Annotated in this window: 16 protein-coding genes; 10 read left to right on the forward strand and 6 right to left on the reverse strand. The window is 55.8% G+C overall.

The genetic code is table 11. From position 1 onward, the window contains the following. Positions 1 to 161 precede the first annotated feature (161 nt). The 4 genes from ACOTWU_RS16630 (at position 162) to ACOTWU_RS16645 (ending at position 4,777) form a co-directional block, all read left to right on the forward strand. On the forward strand, positions 162 to 1,004 hold the full coding sequence (locus ACOTWU_RS16630) for a 23S rRNA (adenine(2030)-N(6))-methyltransferase RlmJ (RefSeq protein ID WP_006808562.1): 843 nt from the start codon (positions 162 to 164) through the stop codon (positions 1,002 to 1,004). 70 nt (positions 1,005 to 1,074) lie between these two features. After that, complete coding sequence (gorA, locus tag ACOTWU_RS16635) at positions 1,075 to 2,427, forward strand: glutathione-disulfide reductase (RefSeq protein ID WP_039269542.1); 1,353 nt, start codon at positions 1,075 to 1,077, stop codon at positions 2,425 to 2,427. 171 nt (positions 2,428 to 2,598) lie between these two features. After that, the gene (locus ACOTWU_RS16640) at positions 2,599 to 2,886 is read left to right on the forward strand and encodes a hypothetical protein (RefSeq protein ID WP_015571509.1); all 288 of its coding nucleotides are present in this window, start codon (positions 2,599 to 2,601) and stop codon (positions 2,884 to 2,886) included. A 241-nt stretch (positions 2,887 to 3,127) separates the two neighbouring features. Continuing rightward, the gene (locus ACOTWU_RS16645; RefSeq protein WP_015571511.1) at positions 3,128 to 4,777 is read left to right on the forward strand and encodes an alpha,alpha-trehalase; all 1,650 of its coding nucleotides are present in this window, start codon (positions 3,128 to 3,130) and stop codon (positions 4,775 to 4,777) included. Between the two features lie 57 nt (positions 4,778 to 4,834). Here ACOTWU_RS16645 and ACOTWU_RS16650 read toward each other — a convergent pair whose 3' ends face one another. Beyond that, a complete protein-coding gene (locus ACOTWU_RS16650; protein ID WP_017693815.1) occupies positions 4,835 to 6,421 on the reverse strand; it encodes an STY4199 family HEPN domain-containing protein in 1,587 nt (528 codons plus the stop codon). Positions 6,422 to 6,567: 146 nt separating this feature from the next. Here ACOTWU_RS16650 and ACOTWU_RS16655 point away from each other — a divergent pair, with 146 nt between their 5' ends. Continuing rightward, entirely contained in the window at positions 6,568 to 7,101 is a 534-nt protein-coding gene (locus tag ACOTWU_RS16655) for a GNAT family N-acetyltransferase (RefSeq protein WP_017693814.1), read from the forward strand. A gap of 77 nt (positions 7,102 to 7,178) precedes the next feature. After that, complete coding sequence (locus ACOTWU_RS16660; RefSeq protein ID WP_015571514.1) at positions 7,179 to 7,517, forward strand: lysozyme; 339 nt, start codon at positions 7,179 to 7,181, stop codon at positions 7,515 to 7,517. On the opposite strand, the gene ACOTWU_RS16665 is transcribed toward ACOTWU_RS16660, so the two are convergent. Together ACOTWU_RS16665 and ACOTWU_RS16670 are read right to left on the reverse strand one after the other, a co-directional pair. Continuing rightward, the gene (locus ACOTWU_RS16665) at positions 7,496 to 8,098 is read right to left on the reverse strand and encodes a response regulator transcription factor (protein WP_017384182.1); all 603 of its coding nucleotides are present in this window, start codon (positions 8,096 to 8,098) and stop codon (positions 7,496 to 7,498) included. The genes ACOTWU_RS16660 and ACOTWU_RS16665 overlap by 22 nt on opposite strands. Before the next feature lie 219 nt (positions 8,099 to 8,317). Then, on the reverse strand, positions 8,318 to 9,031 hold the full coding sequence (locus ACOTWU_RS16670; RefSeq protein WP_220719764.1) for an SDR family NAD(P)-dependent oxidoreductase: 714 nt from the start codon (positions 9,029 to 9,031) through the stop codon (positions 8,318 to 8,320). A gap of 119 nt (positions 9,032 to 9,150) precedes the next feature. Here ACOTWU_RS16670 and ACOTWU_RS16675 point away from each other — a divergent pair, with 119 nt between their 5' ends. From ACOTWU_RS16675 to ACOTWU_RS16685, 3 genes are all read left to right on the forward strand, one after another. Then, entirely contained in the window at positions 9,151 to 10,050 is a 900-nt protein-coding gene (locus ACOTWU_RS16675) for a LysR family transcriptional regulator (protein ID WP_126499059.1), read from the forward strand. 50 nt (positions 10,051 to 10,100) lie between these two features. Beyond that, entirely contained in the window at positions 10,101 to 11,126 is a 1,026-nt protein-coding gene (gene yhjD, locus ACOTWU_RS16680; RefSeq protein ID WP_023295574.1) for an inner membrane protein YhjD, read from the forward strand. 260 nt (positions 11,127 to 11,386) lie between these two features. Beyond that, positions 11,387 to 12,709, forward strand: coding sequence for an MFS transporter (locus tag ACOTWU_RS16685; RefSeq protein ID WP_015571519.1), 1,323 nt, complete (start codon positions 11,387 to 11,389; stop codon positions 12,707 to 12,709). A 77-nt stretch (positions 12,710 to 12,786) separates the two neighbouring features. Here ACOTWU_RS16685 and ACOTWU_RS16690 read toward each other — a convergent pair whose 3' ends face one another. Beyond that, a complete protein-coding gene (locus tag ACOTWU_RS16690) occupies positions 12,787 to 14,829 on the reverse strand; it encodes an AsmA family protein (protein ID WP_015571520.1) in 2,043 nt (680 codons plus the stop codon). A gap of 65 nt (positions 14,830 to 14,894) precedes the next feature. Then, a complete protein-coding gene (gene pdeH, locus ACOTWU_RS16695) occupies positions 14,895 to 15,668 on the reverse strand; it encodes a cyclic-guanylate-specific phosphodiesterase (protein ID WP_015571521.1) in 774 nt (257 codons plus the stop codon). A gap of 230 nt (positions 15,669 to 15,898) precedes the next feature. On the opposite strand from pdeH, the gene ACOTWU_RS16700 reads away from it, so the two are divergent. Beyond that, entirely contained in the window at positions 15,899 to 16,828 is a 930-nt protein-coding gene (locus tag ACOTWU_RS16700; protein WP_017384186.1) for a sugar kinase, read from the forward strand. 62 nt (positions 16,829 to 16,890) lie between these two features. Here ACOTWU_RS16700 and ACOTWU_RS16705 read toward each other — a convergent pair whose 3' ends face one another. Continuing rightward, entirely contained in the window at positions 16,891 to 18,381 is a 1,491-nt protein-coding gene (locus ACOTWU_RS16705; protein ID WP_023295577.1) for a M16 family metallopeptidase, read from the reverse strand. Between the last annotated feature and the right edge of the window lie 130 nt (positions 18,382 to 18,511).

An 18,511-nucleotide genomic window follows, 5' to 3' on the forward strand; every position in this document is an offset into this window, starting at 1 on the left:
AAAGAGATGAATGAAGCGCGCATCCGGCGCTGTGCATATTGTTCAGTAATGGGGTTAAGTGTAGAGGATTTCAATAGCCGCGCTTACCGGGCCTGCGGGTAATCTGTGCCGTTCTGCTGTAAACTGTGGCAAATCGTCAATTCAGCGGAATATCATTACCCATGCTCAGTTATCGCCACAGCTTCCACGCAGGCAACCACGCCGACGTCCTCAAACATACCGTTCAGAGCCTGATCATCGAATCGCTTAAAGAAAAGGATAAACCGTTCCTTTATCTGGACACCCACGCGGGCGCGGGCCGTTATCAGCTGAGCGGCGAGCATGCCGAGCGTACCGGTGAATATCTGGAAGGGATTGCGCGTATCTGGCAGCAGGACGATCTGCCTGCCGAGCTGGAGCCGTACATTGGCGTGGTGAATCACTTCAACCGCAACGGCCAACTGCGTTACTACCCGGGTTCACCACTGATTGCCCGCCAGCTGCTGCGTGAGCAGGACAGCCTTCAGCTGACCGAGCTGCACCCGAGCGACTTCCCGCTGCTGCGTTCTGAGTTTCAGAAAGATAACCGCGCCCGCGTGGACAAAGCCGATGGCTACCAGCAGCTGAAAGCCAAACTGCCGCCGGTTTCCCGTCGCGGCCTGGTGCTGATCGACCCGCCGTACGAAATCAAAACCGACTATCAGGCGGTGGTGACCGGCATTAACGAAGGTTACAAACGCTTTGCGACCGGCACCTATGCCCTGTGGTATCCGGTAGTGCTGCGCGCGCAAATTAAACGCATGATCAAAGACCTCGAAGCGACCGGCATTCGTAAAATCCTGCAAATTGAGCTGGCGGTGCGCCCTGACAGCGACCAGCGCGGCATGACCGCGTCCGGCATGATCGTCATTAACCCGCCGTGGAAGCTCGAAGCGCAGATGAACAACGTGCTGCCGTGGCTGCACAAAACGCTGGTGCCAGCCGGTACGGGTCACGCCACCGTGAGCTGGATCGTACCGGAGTAATCGCAGCCATCGGTGGAAACTATTGATTTCAGGTATACAATCGCGGCAATTCACGATTAAGGACAACGCTATGACTAAGCATTATGACTACATCGCAATCGGCGGCGGCAGCGGCGGCATCGCCTCCATCAACCGTGCAGCCATGTACGGCCAGAAGTGTGCGCTGATTGAAGCCAAAGAACTCGGCGGCACCTGCGTGAACGTGGGTTGTGTACCGAAGAAAGTGATGTGGCATGCCGCGCAAATCCGTGAAGCTATCCATATGTATGGCCCGGACTACGGCTTTGACACCACCATCAACCACTTCGACTGGGATAAACTGATCGCCAGCCGTACCGCCTACATCGACCGTATTCACACCTCGTACGATAACGTACTGGGCAAGAATAACGTCGACGTGATCCGCGGCTTCGCCCGTTTCGTGGATGCGAAGACGATCGAAGTGAATGGCGAGACGATCACCGCCGATCACATCCTGATCGCCACCGGCGGCCGTCCGAGCCACCCGAACATTCCGGGCGCGGAATACGGTATCGACTCCGACGGTTTCTTCGAGCTGCCTGCTCTGCCAGAACGCGTTGCCATTGTGGGCGCAGGTTACATCGCGGTTGAGCTGGCCGGCGTGATTAACGGCCTGGGAGCGGAAGCGCACCTGTTCGTGCGCAAACACGCGCCGCTGCGCAGCTTTGACCCGCTGATCGTCGACACGCTGGTCGAGGTGATGAACGCCGAAGGCCCAACCCTGCACACCAACGCCGTGCCAAAAGCGGTGGTGAAAAATGCGGACGGTAGCCTGACTTTGGAGCTGGAAGATGGTCGCAGCCAGACCGTTGATTGCCTGATCTGGGCGATTGGTCGTGAACCGGCCACCGACAACTTCAACCTGGCCGCAACCGGGGTGGAAACCAATGAAAAAGGCTACATTGTCGTTGATAAGTTCCAGAACACCAGCGTACCGGGCATTTATGCCGTCGGTGATAACACCGGCGCCGTAGAGCTGACGCCGGTTGCCGTGGCGGCGGGGCGTCGTCTTTCCGAGCGTCTGTTTAATAACAAGCCGGACGAACATCTGGACTACAGCAACATCCCGACCGTGGTCTTCAGCCACCCGCCAATCGGTACCGTCGGCTTAACCGAGCCGCAGGCGCGTGAGCAGTACGGCGATGACCAGGTGAAAGTGTATAAATCGGCGTTTACCGCGATGTATACCGCGGTCACCTCGCACCGTCAGCCATGCCGCATGAAGCTGGTCTGCGTGGGCCCGGAAGAGAAGATCGTCGGCATCCACGGCATTGGCTTCGGCATGGACGAGATCCTGCAAGGCTTCGCGGTGGCGCTGAAGATGGGCGCAACGAAGAAAGACTTCGATAACACCGTGGCGATCCACCCGACTGCGGCGGAAGAGTTTGTGACCATGCGCTGATCGGTCTGATCCGCAACAAAACCGGCCAGCTGGCCGGTTTTTTTATGCTCTGGGCAGGTAAACCCAACGGCTGTACAAACGGTAACAAAATAACCCGCTACCCGCGGTGGAATTAACTAATCTTAGAAAGCGCTACGCGTTCGCCTGTTACTACGGAAAAAGATTAGAGATATGAAAATGCACGTAAAGATCACCGCAAAACTGATGGCCAAAATGCACCTTGTTCTCGCGCTGGTATGGGCGATACTGACGATTCCTACCCTGCTGTGGTGGAAAAACAGCATTCTGTGGGTGTCGTTAATGAGCATTTACGCCATCGTGATTTCCCATCTGGCTGCGTACAGCGCCGCCCATGCGGAAAAAGCGGCCAGCAAAGCGATGGATAAAAGCGAAGGCGCCAGCCAGAAAGCCAATCAAACCGCCAACAGCCTTCAGGGCGATGCGCGTCAGGCACATTAATCCGGGCTTATATGCAGAATACCGAATGCTCTGAATTTTATTCCTGCTCTGTTTCCAAAGATTCTGATTTAATAATTTCATAATCAAAGGGATATTTGATTTTCAGCGTGTTTAAATCCATTTTGAAAGCGTGATCTACCGCACACTTCGCACCGCATTAACCGAAGCGAATGTCTACGCTTTAAAGATAGCCGGGAAAAACCCGTATTGGTTACGACAAAAACCGGAGGTCCTGAACACCATGTTCAACCAGAAACTACAGACTGCCGAGGATATCGAGTTCGAGATTGCAGAAGAGCTGCGCTACGAAACCGATCCCTGTGAGTTAAAACTGGATGAGATGATCGAGGCAGAGCCGGAACCGGAAATGATTGAAGGGCTGCCGGCGTCCGATGCCCTTACGCCCGCAGACCGCTACCTTGAACTGTTTGAACACGTCCAGTCGTCGCGGCTGTTTGCGGACAGCAAAACCTTTCCCGACTGCGCGCCGAAGATGGATCCGCTGGATATTTTGATCCGCTATCGCAAGGTGCGTCGTCACCGTGATTTTGACCTGGCGCGCTTTGTGGAGAATCACTTCTGGCTGCCGGAGGACTACAGCAAAGAGTACGTCTCTGACCCCGGCCTGTCCCTGAAAGAACATATTGATAATCTGTGGCCGGTGCTGACGCGCGAACCGCAGGATCACATCCCGTGGTCGTCGCTGCTGGCGCTGCCGCAGGCCTATATTGTGCCCGGCGGGCGATTCAGTGAGACCTACTACTGGGACTCTTACTTCTCCATGCTGGGGCTTGCTGAAAGCGGTCGTAACGATCTGCTGAAATGTATGGCCGATAACTTCGCCTGGCTGATTGAGCGCTACGGCCATATCCCGAACGGCAACCGTACCTACTATCTCAGCCGCTCACAGCCGCCCGTTTTTGCCCTGATGGTGGAGCTGTTTGAAGAGGACGGCGTGCGCGGGGCGAAGCGCTATCTTGAGCATCTTAAGATGGAGTACGCCTTCTGGATGGACGGGGCGGAATCGCTGCTGCTCAATCAGGCCTATCGCAGTGCGGTACGCATGCCGGATGGCTCATTGCTCAACCGCTACTGGGACGATCGCGACACGCCGCGAGATGAATCGTGGATTGAGGACGTGGAAACCGCCCGTCATTCCGGTCGTCCGCCGAACGAGGTGTATCGCGACCTGCGCGCCGGGGCAGCCTCAGGATGGGATTACTCATCCCGCTGGCTGCGCGATCCTGCGCGGCTGGCCAGCATCCGCACGACACAATTTATCCCCATTGATTTGAACGCATTCCTGTTCAAACTGGAGAGCGCTATCGCCAATATCTCCGCGTCGAAAGGGGATAAAGAGACGGCTGATCTGTTCCGCCAGAAAGCCAGCGACCGGCGCGCGGCGGTGAACCGCTATCTGTGGGACGAAGAGAACGGCTGTTATCGTGATTACGACTGGCGGCGTGAAGCCCTGGCGCTGTTCTCTGCGGCCAGCATTGTGCCGCTCTATGTGGGCATGGCGACGCATGAGCAGGCTGAACGGCTGTCCGATGCCGTTAAAGCCCGTCTGCTCACGCCGGGCGGTATTCTCGCCACCGAATATGAAACCGGGGAGCAGTGGGATAAGCCGAACGGCTGGGCGCCGCTCCAGTGGATGGCGATCCAGGGGTTCAAGCAGTACGGCAACGACTCGCTGGGAGATGAGATCGCCTGGAGCTGGCTGCACACGGTGAACCATTACTACAAAACCCATCATAAGCTGATTGAGAAGTACCACATCGCCAGCAGCACGCCACGCGAAGGTGGCGGGGGTGAGTATCCGTTGCAGGATGGCTTCGGCTGGACGAATGGCGTGGTGCGGCGGTTGATTGGGCTGTATGGGGAGCCCTGAGCCTCACCCCTCACCCTGCCCCTCTCCCCTGAGTGGCAGGGTGAGGGGGAAAAATAATCAGCGGATCACCTCATAAATGGCAGTCTGGATGGACTGCCATTTTTTTGTGCTGGCATCGGGCTGCGTCTTCGCGCGGCGCGTTGCCATATCGGCGTCGTGCTGCTGGCGTTTCACCACCGCGGGGACGGTACAGAATGCTTTCAGGTACTGCTTACGCATAGGCGTCAGCGATTCGCCGTTCGCCATCGCATGGCTAAGCGTATTAATAAAGCGTCGGCAGGGCTTTTGCTCTGTCATTTGCAGGCGGTAGCGCAACATTACTTCCAGTACATCGTCGTAGCCTGCCGACAACGCCTCCTCCGTCCATGACATTTTCCAGTCCATCCCGCCCTGCAAAAACAGGAGCGCCACGCGGGTGTCATTGCGATTGATGGCCGAGCGGAAATTATTCTCATCCCAGGTAACACCCATGCGGGTTAACGTCTCGCGTGAGGAAGGCGTTTCGCGCATCTCCTGCACCTGCGCGGGAGATGCCGTACTGGCCACAGCCGGCTGCGGTTTACTGCTGGTCACCAGCCAGAATCCCCCCACGACAATCGCGATAACCATCACGCCAACCGCTCCCCACAGCACGCCGGAAATCAGCTGTTCGCGCTGCTCTGGCGTACGCGCGGCGCGCTGAGTCGGTTTTTCTATACTGTCGCGCACTTCAAAAAGATCGCCGCCTGTGGTGCGGTCCATTTTTTGCGCCTTTTCCCAGAACGCGTGCAGCTCGCTTTCGTCCACCGCCATCAGCGCCGCCGGGTTAACGCGTGTCCGCCCTTCCTCAAACGCGCGCTGAACGGAGCGGGTGATCTGCGTGTAATAGCAGTCGAGCAGCTGGATTTGCGCCCCGCTTAACGGCTGCTGCACGGTGATGCTGTTGCGGATTTGTCGAATATCTTCGAGGAAGGTTTGCAGGGTTTTGCGGGGCTCTACCAGCAGCGTCAGCATGTCCGGAGCGTTAAACAGCGGCGCGTAGTAGCGGCTAAATTCTTTTTTATCCACCAGCAGCTGGGCCAGTTCGCTGAACAACATGCCGCTCAGAACATCATTAATCTCACCGTTTTTCAGCCAGCGACGCACGCGTTCAGCGTTAAACAAGGTCTTAAGATGATTATTCAGCCGTACCGGATCGGGCCACGCCTGCTGTATCAGCCCTTTAATCATCAGCTCAATGGCACGCACCTGTTTCTGCGCCTGAAGCTGGCTCTCCTTCTCTGGCACCCTCCCGGTTTCGTAGGTCAGGAGGGGCTGTTGCAGACGCAGATATTCAAGGGAGGTGACGAAGCGCATCGCCGCAATCAGCTGATTTTCGCTGACATCCTGCCCGCTTTCATACTGGGGAACACGCTGCTGAAGCAAGCGTAATTGCAGCGTAAAGGCCGTCATTTCCGCATCATTCAGATTCAGCTTCCTGGCTACGGCGCCCCACCCGCCCAGCCCCAGGCGGGCGCTATCCAGTTGCTCCAGAAACCAGCGTGGATCTTTTCCTTCAGAAACATGTACATTCAACAGAAGTAAAATTTCAACAGACGCCTGACGGATCGCTGCCAGACAGTGTTCAAACTGTTCGCGGGTATGATGCGATGAGCTAATCATCATTGTTTTCCTTGAGAGACAATGAGTACCGCTAAAGCGGCATTAAAAGTCGTTTTTCTTTTTATTTATATGAGGTTAAACATACCTGACTTTCTGTTGAAATAAAGTGACAACCTTATAATCATTTGCAATGCCTCCGGAGGATCGTCATGCCCGCCTTAACCACCGCGCGTCTCACCTGCTCGCCGCTGCAAGAGCAAGACTGGCCCTTTTTTCTGTCGCTACAGCAAAATCCTGAGGTGATGCGTTTTGTCGCCCCTGCGCGTAGCGAGGCGGACATTCGGGAAGCCTTTGAGTCTCGTCTGTTGCCGTGGACGCCGGGCAGCTCGCACTGGCTCTGCCTTGTGGTGCGTGAGACGGCCAGCCAGACGCCGCTGGGCGTAACCGGCTATGTGCACCGGGAAGCAGATTGTGCTGAAGTCGGTTTTCTCTTTGCGCCCTCTGCGCAGGGGAAAGGTTACGGCTTTGAATCTCTGCGGGCTGTGTGTGATTTCGCGCTGACTCAGGGTAATATCCGTCGGCTCACCGCCACCGTGACGGCGGGAAATATCGCCTCAAGGCGACTGCTGGAAAAAACAGGTTTTCAACTGGAAGGTGAGTTGCGTGAGAGTTATTTCCTTTCAGGGCAATGGCATAACGACTGGCTATTCGGTTTACTGAAAAAGGAATTCCCGTTCAGTTAAACCTGATTAACAGCCATTTGGCGGATATTTCCCCGGCGGCGTTTCCTCTATAGTCGCGCCACTAAGAGGAAACGCTTATGACGGGTTATGCAATGCAGATATCTTCTGCTGCAATCGCATTAATTAAAAAACAACAGGGTCTTTCCCTGGAGAAATACCGTGACGAAAAAGGTATATGGGTTATTGGTTATGGTCACGTGATTCGCCAGTGGGAAAAATTTAACAGTCTCATTACGCCGATTGAGGCGGAGAATTTGCTTTTTAATGATATTCAATTATGTGAGGCGCTGCTGCGGGAAATGAACAAACGCCCATTAACCCAACAGCAGCATGACGCCCTGATATTAACCCTCTTCAGTTTTGGGGAAGAGTCCCCTCTGCCTGAGAAGATACTTCAGGCCGTCGCCCGGGTGTAGTACATCGCGGCCTGCGTCCGGTTTTTGACATCAAGACGCCGGAAAAGCGTCTCAAGATGGGCTTTTACCGTTGCCGCACTGATATTGAGATTACGACCAATCTCTTTATTGGACTCTCCGGCCGCCAGTAACTTCAATACCTCACGCTGGCGCTCGCTTAACACTGCCAGTTCATCCTGAGAGGAGTGCTGCTTCAGCCACTCGCCGGGAAAACAGACCATCCCTCGCGATACGGAATCCAGCACTGCGGAAAAGCGTTCGGGATTCGCATTGCGGGGAATTATCGCCACCACGTTGCGCTGAAACATTTGCTCAACCCAACGTCGCTCTTTTTTCGTTAACACCAACACCACGCGCGACGCTGGAAAACGATCCATAATCTCTTCCAGTAAAGCCACACCATTATCACGAATTAAATACCCATCTATCATGACGATAGCGGAGGGTGACGCGGATAATTGCGCCCATAATTCATCAGTCTGACGAGCCCCTGTCATCTCTATTTTCGGAATTAACTTCTGCAAACTGTACATCGCTCCATGAATAAATAATGACTGCCTGTCAAACATGATTACTCGCATCGTTTTACTCCTCTGAGAATAGCGAAGGGGGATTCTACAGAGGCATTTTTTAAGAAAAAACTCAATGAATGGAGAGGTTACAAATCACCCAGCTCTCTTTATATCTTCCAGCATTTAGACATACCTGTTTTAAGGATTTCCTTAAGAGGGTTCCCTCCCCCTTAAAACTGAAAATTACAGGAACATACCGCCTGAAACTTCAATACGTTGCGCATTCATCTAGCCCAGTTTGTCACTGAGCAACGCCGCAATGGCGTCACCAATATCATCGGGCAGGCCCACGCGTCCCAGCGCTGTCTGCGAGGCCAGCAGCTGGTTAAGCTCCGCATTATCCCGCACGCGTCCGCCCCCAAAGTCGGTTTCAATCGCGCCGGGCGCGATGATATTGACGGAAATTCCGCGCGCACCAAGCTCTTTTGCCTGATAGCGGGTCAGCACTTCCATCGCCCCTTTCATTGCCGCGTAGGTGCCTGAACCGGGCTGAGTAAAACGGGCCAGTCCGCTGGAGACGTTCAGGATCCGCCCTCCGTCTTTTATGAGCGGCAGCAGCTGTTGCGTGAGGAAAAACGGCCCTTTGAAGTGAATGTTCAGCGCATCATCAAACTGCGCCTCGGTCGTCTCGGTATAGGGTGCGTATAACCCTGTACCTGCGTTGTTCACTAAATAGTCAAAGGTGTCACGTTGCCAGACGTGTTTGAGGGTATCCTTCACCTGCTGAGCAAAGCGCGAAAAACTTGCCGTATCGCCGACGTTAAGCTGCAATGCTGCCGCTTTCCCGCCTGTTGCCTCGATTTCGCGCACAACATCCTGCGCCTCCTGCTGGCTGTTGTTCCAGGTCAGGATGATGCCTGTCCCTTCCGCGGCCAGCTTCAAAACGGCATTTTTCCCCAGGCCGCGGCTACCGCCCGTCACTAAAGCAATACGTTCACTCATAATTCACCTCGTTTCGGCTGTGATGAAGATTGAGAAAGAGCTTATTAGATGGTAGAAAATCAATAAATAGTGCCGTCAGCGCTTCACTGTTTCATTCATAACAACAATGACCAACATCTATGGATAAAATACACGCAATGCAGCTTTTCCTTCGGGTCGCGGAACTGGAAAGTTTTTCCCGCGCGGCGGAGACGTTAAGCCTGCCGAAGGGGAGCGTATCGCGACAGATCCAGGCACTGGAAAACGCACTGGGCACGCAGCTGCTGCACCGCACCACCCGCCGCGTCAGCCTGACGCAGGACGGCATGGTTTATTACGAGCGCGCTAAAGATCTGCTGATGAATCTGGACGAACTGGACGGCATGTTCCTGCACGACCCTTCAACCATCAGCGGTCGGCTACGTGTGGATATGCCCGTTGCCATTGCGCGAAATGTAGTCATTCCGAAACTGCCTGCATTTTTACAACAGTTTCCCGGCATTGAGCTGGAGCTGAGTAGCAGCGATCGTCTGGTCGATGTCATCCGCGAAGGATTTGACTGTGTGGTTCGCGTGGGAAACTTAAAGGACTCCGGGCTTATCGCCCGCCCGCTTGGGAAACTCTCGGTGATTAACTGCGCCAGCCCGGATTATCTGACGCGATTCGGCTACCCTGAGACGCTGGACGATTTGGCTTCGCATGCCCTCATCCACTACTCCGCCACGCTGGGCACGCGTCCGCAGGGTTTTGAGTATTACAACGGCAGCGCGACTCAGTGGGTAAAAACGGGATGCGTATTGACGGTTAACAGCACTGAAACCTACCAGGCCGCCTGTATCGCCGGGCTTGGCATTATTCAGGTTCCGCGCGTCGGGGTACGTGATGCCCTGCGCACGAAAAAACTCGTTGAGATCCTGCCGCAATACCGGGCTGAACCGATGCCCGTCTCCCTCATTTATCCCCACCGCCGTAACCTCTCCCGCCGGGTGCATGTGTTTATGGAGTGGCTTACCGAACTCACAAAAGGTTACGTCGACTAGTCACAAGCTATAATTCAGTAACATCCAGCTCAACGAAAAGGAAAATGCGCGTGACGCCGGAAAATAACCCGCAACGACCGACTCAACATTTAGATTATGAACCCATCAAAAAGATGGATAACGAGCCTGAAGCGCCGAAAGAGCCTGGAACGGCCAGCAAAGCGCTGGGCACCGTGACCGGCATAGCCGAAAAAATTCAGCAGATACCCGCGATTGCTCACCTGATACGCGCCGCTGAGCGCTTTAACGACCGCATGGGAAATCAGTTTGGCGCGGCGATTACCTACTTCTCGTTCCTGTCGATGATCCCCATCCTGATGGTGTCATTTGCCGCCGCCGGTTTTGTGCTGGCGTCTCACCCGACGCTGTTGCAGGACATCTTCAACAAGATCCTGACCAACGTCAGCGACCAGACGCTCGCCGCAACGCTCAAAAGCACCATCAACACCGCCGTGCAGCAGCGTACCACCGTGGGTATCGTCGGGTTGCTGATTGCGCTCTATTCCGGGGTGAACTGGATGGGCAACCTGCGTGAGGCTATTCGCGCCCAGTCGCGTGACGTCTGGGAGCGTAGACCGCAGGATCAGGAGAAGATATGGGTGAAGTATCTGCGCGACTTTATTTCGCTGATTGGGCTGCTGGTGGCGCTGGTCATTACGCTCTCCATCACCTCGGTCGCCGGTTCCGCGCAGCAGATGATTATCTCCGCGCTGTACCTGGATTACATTGAATGGCTGAAACCGGCCTGGCGCGGCATTGGGCTGGCCATCTCTATCTTTGCTAACTACCTTCTGTTCTTCTGGATCTTCTGGCGTTTGCCCCGCCATCGTCCGCGCAAGAAGGCGCTGATGCGCGGGACATTGATTGCCGCCATTGGTTTTGAGGTGATCAAGATTGTGATGACCTATACGCTGCCGTCCCTGGTGAAGTCTCCCTCCGGCGCGGCCTTTGGTTCGGTGCTGGGGCTGATGGCTTTCTTCTATTTCTTCGCTCGCCTGACGCTGTTCTGCGCCGCGTGGATCGCCACGGCAGAGTATAAAGATGACCCGCGCATGCCGGGTAAAACCCACCGCTGATATCATGTCGGGCTGATATTTCAGCCCGATTCGCCATTTCAGCATATAAATCCAGGCCGTAACTTTTATTTAACGCAAAACCAGTTTTAATGACTGATATTTAAAAAGTGTGAAGCATTTCATAGAAGTGTTTTCGCTGGTCTGAAAATTATCCGCTTTTTGTTGCTTTTATGACCACACCACGCCTTTGTTACAGATTGAAATGTCGCTTTTGCTATGCCTAATATGGCCCTTCGTTCGTCCAAAAATAAGAAAATATTATGCAAGCAACAGCCACCACACTTAACGAAGGGGCGGAACACGTTCCGGTCAACTCGCGCAATAAAGTCGTCGTCGCATCGCTGATTGGCACCGCCATTGAGTTCTTCGACTTTTATATTTACGCCACCGCTGCGGTCATTGTCTTTCCGCATATTTTCTTCCCTCAGGGCGACCCGACGGCAGCCACGCTACAGTCTTTAGCCACCTTTGCTATCGCCTTCGTTGCGCGTCCGATTGGTTCAGCTGTCTTTGGGCATTTTGGCGATCGCGTCGGCCGTAAAGTGACGCTGGTTGCCTCGCTGCTGACGATGGGGATCTCCACCGTCGCCATCGGCCTGCTGCCGACCTATGAAACTATTGGCATTCTGGCGCCTGTGCTGCTGGCGCTGGCGCGCTTTGGGCAGGGTCTGGGGCTGGGCGGGGAATGGGGCGGCGCGGCACTGCTGGCGACCGAAAACGCCCCGGCGCGCAAACGAGCCCTGTATGGCTCTTTCCCGCAGCTGGGCGCACCGATTGGGTTCTTCTTTGCTAACGGCACCTTCCTGCTCCTCTCCTGGCTGCTGACTGATGAACAGTTCATGAACTGGGGCTGGCGTATTCCATTCGTCTTCTCCGCCGTGCTGGTGCTGATTGGCCTATACGTTCGCGTGTCGCTGCACGAGACGCCGGTCTTCGCTAAAGTCGCCGCGGCGAAAAAGCAGGTTAAAGTTCCACTGGGGACGCTGCTGACCAAACACCTCCGCGTGACCGTGCTGGGCACGTTCATCATGCTGGCAACCTACACGCTGTTCTACATCATGACCGTTTACTCCATGACCTTCAGTACCGCCGCCGCGCCGGTCGGCCTGGGCCTGCCGCGTAACGAAGTGCTGTGGATGCTGATGATGGCGGTCATCGGATTTGGTGTGATGGTGCCCATCGCGGGCCTGCTGGCGGATAAATTTGGCCGTCGTTCAAGCATGATCGTCATCACCTCGCTGATTATTCTGTTCGCGCTGTTTGTCTTCCCGCCGCTGCTGGGGTCAGGTAGCCCTGCGCTGGTGATGGCGTATCTGCTGATTGGCCTGAGCCTGATGGGGCTGACTTTTGGCCCAATGGGCGCGCTGCTGCCGGAGCTGTTCCCGACTGAAGTGCGTTACACCGGCGCGTCGTTCTCCTATAACGTTTCGTCGATTCTGGGCGCCTCGGTGGCTCCGTATATCGCCACATGGCTTCAGGCGAACTATGGCCTGTTCTATGTGGGTGTCTATCTGGCGGCAATGGCAGCGCTGACGCTGATTGCGCTGCTGCTGACGCACGAGACGAAGCATCAGGCGCTGTAAGTGAATGCCGGGTGGCGGCTACGCCTTACCCGGCCTACAATTTAGCCCTCTCCCGCAAGGGAGAGGGAGAAACGGGATTACTTCTTCATCTGCGACAAAATCGTCCGACACTGATTCGCTTCGCCTTCTGACGGCGAAATCAACGCCAGCAGCGCCGCCGCAGGGGTGACCAGCGTAGCGAGCGCGGCGGCGACCGCACCACGCGCAATCAACGGCCCGGCCTTCACGCCCGCCTGCGGATCTTTGAAGGTCCCGCGAACGTACAGCGGCGAGCGCAGGGTGATGATACGAATGCCTTTACTTTCCGGATCGATGGTTAAATCCAGCTGCTCGGACGCCATGCTGGCGGTACCGGTGACGTTGATAACCGCGTTTTCCGTGTCGAAAGCGAAGATCTGCGGACGCGCCACGCCGTTGACCAGATCCAGATTTGCCGCCGCGCAGTTAACGCGTACTTCGTCGTCACCGAAGATTTGCCCGATGATAAAGTTCCCGACGTTCAGCCCCAGGATCTCCATCAGGTTACGGCTCACCAGCCCGTCGTTCATCAGCAGCTTCAGGTTGCCGTTTCCGCTACCCAGCAGCGCCGCTACCGAGTTACCCGTGCCGCGAATATCCGCGTCGCCGTTCATCTCACCGAGGGTTTTCTGCATCAGCTCCACGTCCGGCATCAGCTCTTTCAGCTTCAGCCGACGCGCCTGGATCTCCGCCCTTCCCTGCATCGGCTTTTTATCCCCCTCCAGGTGGATATTCGATGAGATGGTTCCCCCAGCCATGCCAAACTTCAGCGGTTGCAGGCGCAGGTCGGCGTTTTTCAGGATGATATGGGTCGAGAGGTTGCTCAGCGGCAGCGTGCTGCCATGCTCAATTTTACGTCCTTTGAAGCGCACATCCGCATCCATCACGTCCCATTTGTCGGTTTCGAAGCGGTCATAGGGCAGCACTTTACCCGCAGGCTGAACGTCCTTTTTAACCTCTTTAGACTTCGTGCCTTTGCCCGAATCTACGCCAATCAGCGGACCAAGATCGGCCAGACGCAGCTGGCGGGATTCAACGTCCCCCTCCAGTTTCGGGCGCGGTTTACCGGTGGTGTAGGTCAGCGTGCCGTGGATATCGCTGTCGCCGATGCGGCCGTTGAATCCCCGGTAGTCAAAGACGGACGATTTTTCGGTGTTGATTTTGGCAACCAGGCGCCCGTCCGTTTCAAACGGCGGGGTATCCGGCAGCAGCACGCCGGTCAAATCGTACAGTTCACCCAGCGAATCCCCGGCAAACTTAAGCTGGAGGTCGACGCCGCCCATGTTCATCGGGTCGTTAACCGTGCCCACGAACGCCACGCGGGTGTTGCCCGAGCGGAAATCCGCCTGCACCGGGAACGGCGTGCCCTCACTCCTGAGCGCCAGCATGCCGCCGATTTTGCCTTTACCGGTCAGCGGCTGGCCGTTGTAGCGCCCTTTCGCCGTCAGGCCGAAGACGTAATCGCCCGCTTTGCTGTCATCGCCTTTGGCTTTACTGCCCGTCACTTCGCTAAACGGCAGCGGCTTGCCCAGCGGATCGACGAGGATCTCCACGTCAGCCTTACTCACCTTATCGTCAATGGCGATCCTCCCCCGATCGAACAGAATATTGTCGAGGCGGAAAGACCACGAAGAGGGCTGCGCATTCTGATCTTTATCGCCGCTGCTGGCGAGATCAAACGTCCAGTTATTGTTTTTCTCTGACAGGCGAATCAGCCGCGCGTCGGGCTGCTGAAGTTTGATCCACGGCAGATACACCGTTTTGGTTAACAGGGCTAACGGCGCCAGCGTGGCTTCCACGCGCGGCAGGTGGATCATGGTCACTTCGGGGATGTCCGGCGGGTTGCCGAGAATGATGTCGTCGGCGTGAACGTGCGGCCATGGCACCCAGCTTCGCCAGCCGGTTTCCTCTTTCTGGCGCTCCCACACGACACCCAAATCGCCACGTATTGCGAAGGGGCGGTTTAGCTCGGTTGAGACTTTCTGGTTGATGGTCGGTTTGAGCCGGTTCCAGTCAAACGTGGCGATAATGATGATTAAGACCACGATCAGCAACAAGAAAATCCCTGCTGTCCAGGAAATCACCCTGGTTGTTTTTGTCATTGTTGTCCCCTTTCCTGATGAACTTGCCTCTAAAACTATAGTTCAGACAAAGGGAAGCGGGCAGATCAGAGGGTGGTTATCACCTTTTCCAGGGTATCCATGGGGACAGGACGAGAGAGGAAATAACCCTGTGCCGCCGCTGCCGGGGAATTTTGCACGTCGCGCCACTCCTCCAGCGTCTCTACGCCTTCCACAATGACGCCCTGGCAATAGCGGTTCATCAGTTGCAGGAGCATCGTAAACAGGTTCCGTCCCTCCGGCGTCTGGCGCAGCATGATAAACAGATCGCGGGCCACTTTGATGTAGTCATAACGCACTTCGCTCAGGGCGGAGAAGTTGGCCATACCGGTACCGAAATCATCCAGCCACAGCGGGCCAAACTCACACATCGAGGCAAACGAGGAGTCCTGTGGCAGCTGAACATGTTCCACCAGCTCGAAGCGCATCCACGGCAAGGTGGCAATCAGCGCCTGCAATGTCGCGTTCTGACGTAACGCCATCAGGGTTGGGCCATCCACGTTCACCGACGCCAGAATACCGTGCTGCTCGAAGAACGCCTGCTTCGTCGCCAGCATTCTCAGCTGCTCTTCCAGCACGTCGATACGCTGACGCACGGCAACCTCCGCAAAATAGCGGTCCGGTGCAATACGCTGTGAAGGATTCGATGGATGAGTGACGACCGTTAACACCTCAATCGCCATTAACCGACCGTCGGTACGGTAGATGGGCTGATAGGTGTACGCTCGCTCACATTGCAGCCAGTAGCGATGCTCCTGCAAGTTCTCAATACTTGCCTCAGGCGTAGTGCTCAGCCGCTGGATAACCTGCTCTGACTTCATTTCGGATGTCCTGTTGTATGGGATAGCCTTTCTGGACTCGTCACTGAGTTATCGGCCCGCCAGGTGAGAACTTTATGTTCAATTCACCGGGAAAATGAAATTAAGATGACAGAAATATGCCGGAATACGCGCTGGCTCAAAAAAAATAATGGAACGTCGTTTTAATATAGTTGACCATAAAAAACACACAGCGCACACTACCCTTAATTACTTTGTTCAGGTTCACGACTATGTCTAAAAAAATTGCCGTGATTGGCGAATGCATGATTGAGCTGTCCCAGAAAGGCGCGGAAGTCAGCCGCGGTTTTGGTGGCGATACATTGAACACCTCCGTTTACATTGCCCGTCAGGTCGCCCCCGACGCGCTGAGCGTGAGCTACGTTACCGCGCTGGGAACGGACAGCTTCAGCCAGCAGATGCTGGAAGCCTGGCAGGGTGAAAACGTTGGGACCTCGCTCATCCAGCGAATGGAAAACCGCCTGCCGGGTTTGTACTACATCGAAACCGACAGCACCGGCGAGCGCACCTTCTATTACTGGCGTAATGAAGCGGCCGCCAAATTCTGGCTGGAAAGCGAGGCCGCCGCTGCCATTTGCGAAGAACTGGCGACCTTCGATTATCTCTACCTGAGCGGGATCAGCCTGGCGATCCTGAGCCAGGAGAGCCGTGAAAAGCTGCTGTCACTGCTGCGCGAATGCCGTGCCAATGGCGGTAAGGTGATTTTCGATAACAACTACCGTCCGCGTTTGTGGGCCAGCCGCGAAGAGACGCAGCAGGTCTACCAGCAGATGCTCGAATGCACCGATATCGCCTTCCTGACGCTGGATGATGAAGATGCTCTGTGGGGCGAAAAACCGGTTGATGAGGTCATTGCCCGGACGCAGGCTGCCGGGGTCAGCGAAGTGGTGATCAAGCGCGGGGCGGAGTCTTGCCTGGTGGCGGTTGCAGGTGAAGCCGTGACAGAGGTGCCGGCGGTGAAGCTGGCGAAAGAGAAGGTAATCGATACCACGGCGGCGGGAGATTCTTTCAGCGCGGGGTATCTGGCGGTACGTCTGACGGGGGGAACGCCGGAAGCGGCGGCGCAGCGCGGTCACTTGACGGCCAGCACGGTGATTCAGTATCGCGGAGCGATTATTCCGCGCGAGGCGATGCCTGCTTAAGGACTGTGCGGGCTGATGCCCGCACCCTAACCCTCTCCCTCAGGGCTGAGGGAACGCAGAGCTTACTGGCCCTGCGGAATATCGCTCGCATCCTGGTGTAAATCGTCGGCTGCCGTTTGCGCTGGCTGCGGCGGCGTCGCCATGATGGCGCTCCAGGTGGCCTTCAACTCTTTCATGTCATATTCCGGCTCACCTTTCGGCTGCAACAGAATCAACGCCATATCCTGCGACAGCTGCTGACGCAGATCCTGATTCAGCATCTCCACGGTCAGACCGTTCAGGAAGTCCTGACGCAGTTTCTGATACTGCTCCGGCGCGATATCCACCACCTGATTCTGCAAGGAGCGAATGCGCTGGCTGATTAAGATATCGGTATCGGCGCGGGCATAGGTGGCGAACAGTTTCTGCAATTCGAGGGATTTCTGCGCCACCAGCGCGTTAAACTCCTCTTCAGACAGGCCCTCTTTCCGCACCTTAGCCAGCTCTTTCGCCACCACGCCGAGATTGGCATTCAGCTTATCACCCGGCGATTCCACGTTAATGGCGCACTGGGCGCGCTGGAACAGCACACGGCAGTCAAATCCCAGGCCAATATCTTTCACGTTGTTCTTGCTGAGCGTCTGCTGAACGTGCCAGAACAGCGCTTCACGCGCGAGATCCGCACGCCAGTAACGCAACAGCGCAGAAGACTCGCGGATCGGCTGCCAGGCCGTATCCCACATCATTGAAAGACGATCCTGACGCACGGTATCCGTCATGATGCTGACCGTCTCAGGACGCAGCGGCGACAAGGTAGGAACAGGGGCGGGCGTTTCACGCTTCCCTTTCAGATCGCCAAATGCTTTGTTGATCTGTTCTATCACCGCACGGCTGTCCACGTTGCCCACCACAATCAGGGTCATGGCATCCGGGGTGTACCACTGCTGGTAGAAAGATTTCACCTGCGCGGCATCAACCGGCTGTTTCAGCGGCTCTGCCGGGTCGTGGCCAAGCAGCGTTGACCCTTTCAGGCGGTAGCGCCACCAGCCTTCTTTGGTATCCGTCGGCCAGGTCGCCACCATGTCGCTGTTGCTCAACGCATAGTTAACGGTCTCAGGCGTAATCGCCAGTTTGCCGGTGGCATCCGAAAGATAGGTCAGTGCTTCTTTAAGCAGATCGTTACGGTTGTTGGGCAGGCTCAGGTTAAACATGGTGTAGTCATAGGAGACCACAGCCGGGGGCAGCGGGCGTTTCGGATCGATGGCCTGTTGCCATAAAGAACGCACCTGAACCGCCTGCAAACTGCCGCTCTGGGTGAGCGCCAGTCGAGGAATAAAGTGGCTTAAGCCGGTCTGCTGGGTGCTTTCAGTGAGGGAGCCGGTATTCACAGAAAGACGGATTTCAATGCGATCGCTCGGACGTTGCGGAGTGGATAATACCTGCCACTGGAAACCGTTCGCCAGTGTTCCCTGTTGCCAGGCCGGGTCTGGCTGGAGCGCATCTGCCTGCACATAACTGGCTGCTGCCATCATCAGCAAACCGCCGGTTAAGAGTCGAATTTTTGTGCCCTGCATGTGAACCCCTGATCAACATTCCTGGTTAAAGAGAGTGTCTCGCGACGTGAGCACTCAAAGATGACGATGAAAACCTTCCGATTAGACAGCGTGTTCGGCTAAACGTCACGGGCGGAAGTGAAATATACCC

Origin of the sequence: Enterobacter cloacae complex sp. GYL001, assembly GCF_049237125.1 — a bacterium.
Lineage (GTDB): Bacteria > Pseudomonadota > Gammaproteobacteria > Enterobacterales > Enterobacteriaceae > Enterobacter > Enterobacter hormaechei_C.

Excerpts from the sequence above, each read along its gene's own strand:
- ACOTWU_RS16630 (WP_006808562.1), top strand. The coding sequence starts at position 162 with ATGCTCAGTTATCGCCACAGCTTCCACGCAGGCAACCACGCCGACGTC.
- gorA (WP_039269542.1), top strand. The coding sequence starts at position 1,075 with ATGACTAAGCATTATGACTACATCGCAATCGGCGGCGGCAGCGGCGGC.
- ACOTWU_RS16640 (WP_015571509.1), top strand. The coding sequence starts at position 2,599 with ATGAAAATGCACGTAAAGATCACCGCAAAACTGATGGCCAAAATGCAC.
- ACOTWU_RS16645 (WP_015571511.1), top strand. The coding sequence starts at position 3,128 with ATGTTCAACCAGAAACTACAGACTGCCGAGGATATCGAGTTCGAGATT.
- ACOTWU_RS16650 (WP_017693815.1), bottom strand. The coding sequence starts at position 6,421 with ATGATGATTAGCTCATCGCATCATACCCGCGAACAGTTTGAACACTGT.
- ACOTWU_RS16655 (WP_017693814.1), top strand. The coding sequence starts at position 6,568 with ATGCCCGCCTTAACCACCGCGCGTCTCACCTGCTCGCCGCTGCAAGAG.
- ACOTWU_RS16660 (WP_015571514.1), top strand. The coding sequence starts at position 7,179 with ATGACGGGTTATGCAATGCAGATATCTTCTGCTGCAATCGCATTAATT.
- ACOTWU_RS16665 (WP_017384182.1), bottom strand. The coding sequence starts at position 8,098 with ATGCGAGTAATCATGTTTGACAGGCAGTCATTATTTATTCATGGAGCG.
- ACOTWU_RS16670 (WP_220719764.1), bottom strand. The coding sequence starts at position 9,031 with ATGAGTGAACGTATTGCTTTAGTGACGGGCGGTAGCCGCGGCCTGGGG.
- ACOTWU_RS16675 (WP_126499059.1), top strand. The coding sequence starts at position 9,151 with ATGGATAAAATACACGCAATGCAGCTTTTCCTTCGGGTCGCGGAACTG.
- ACOTWU_RS16685 (WP_015571519.1), top strand. The coding sequence starts at position 11,387 with ATGCAAGCAACAGCCACCACACTTAACGAAGGGGCGGAACACGTTCCG.
- ACOTWU_RS16690 (WP_015571520.1), bottom strand. The coding sequence starts at position 14,829 with ATGACAAAAACAACCAGGGTGATTTCCTGGACAGCAGGGATTTTCTTG.
- pdeH (WP_015571521.1), bottom strand. The coding sequence starts at position 15,668 with ATGAAGTCAGAGCAGGTTATCCAGCGGCTGAGCACTACGCCTGAGGCA.
- ACOTWU_RS16700 (WP_017384186.1), top strand. The coding sequence starts at position 15,899 with ATGTCTAAAAAAATTGCCGTGATTGGCGAATGCATGATTGAGCTGTCC.
- ACOTWU_RS16705 (WP_023295577.1), bottom strand. The coding sequence starts at position 18,381 with ATGCAGGGCACAAAAATTCGACTCTTAACCGGCGGTTTGCTGATGATG.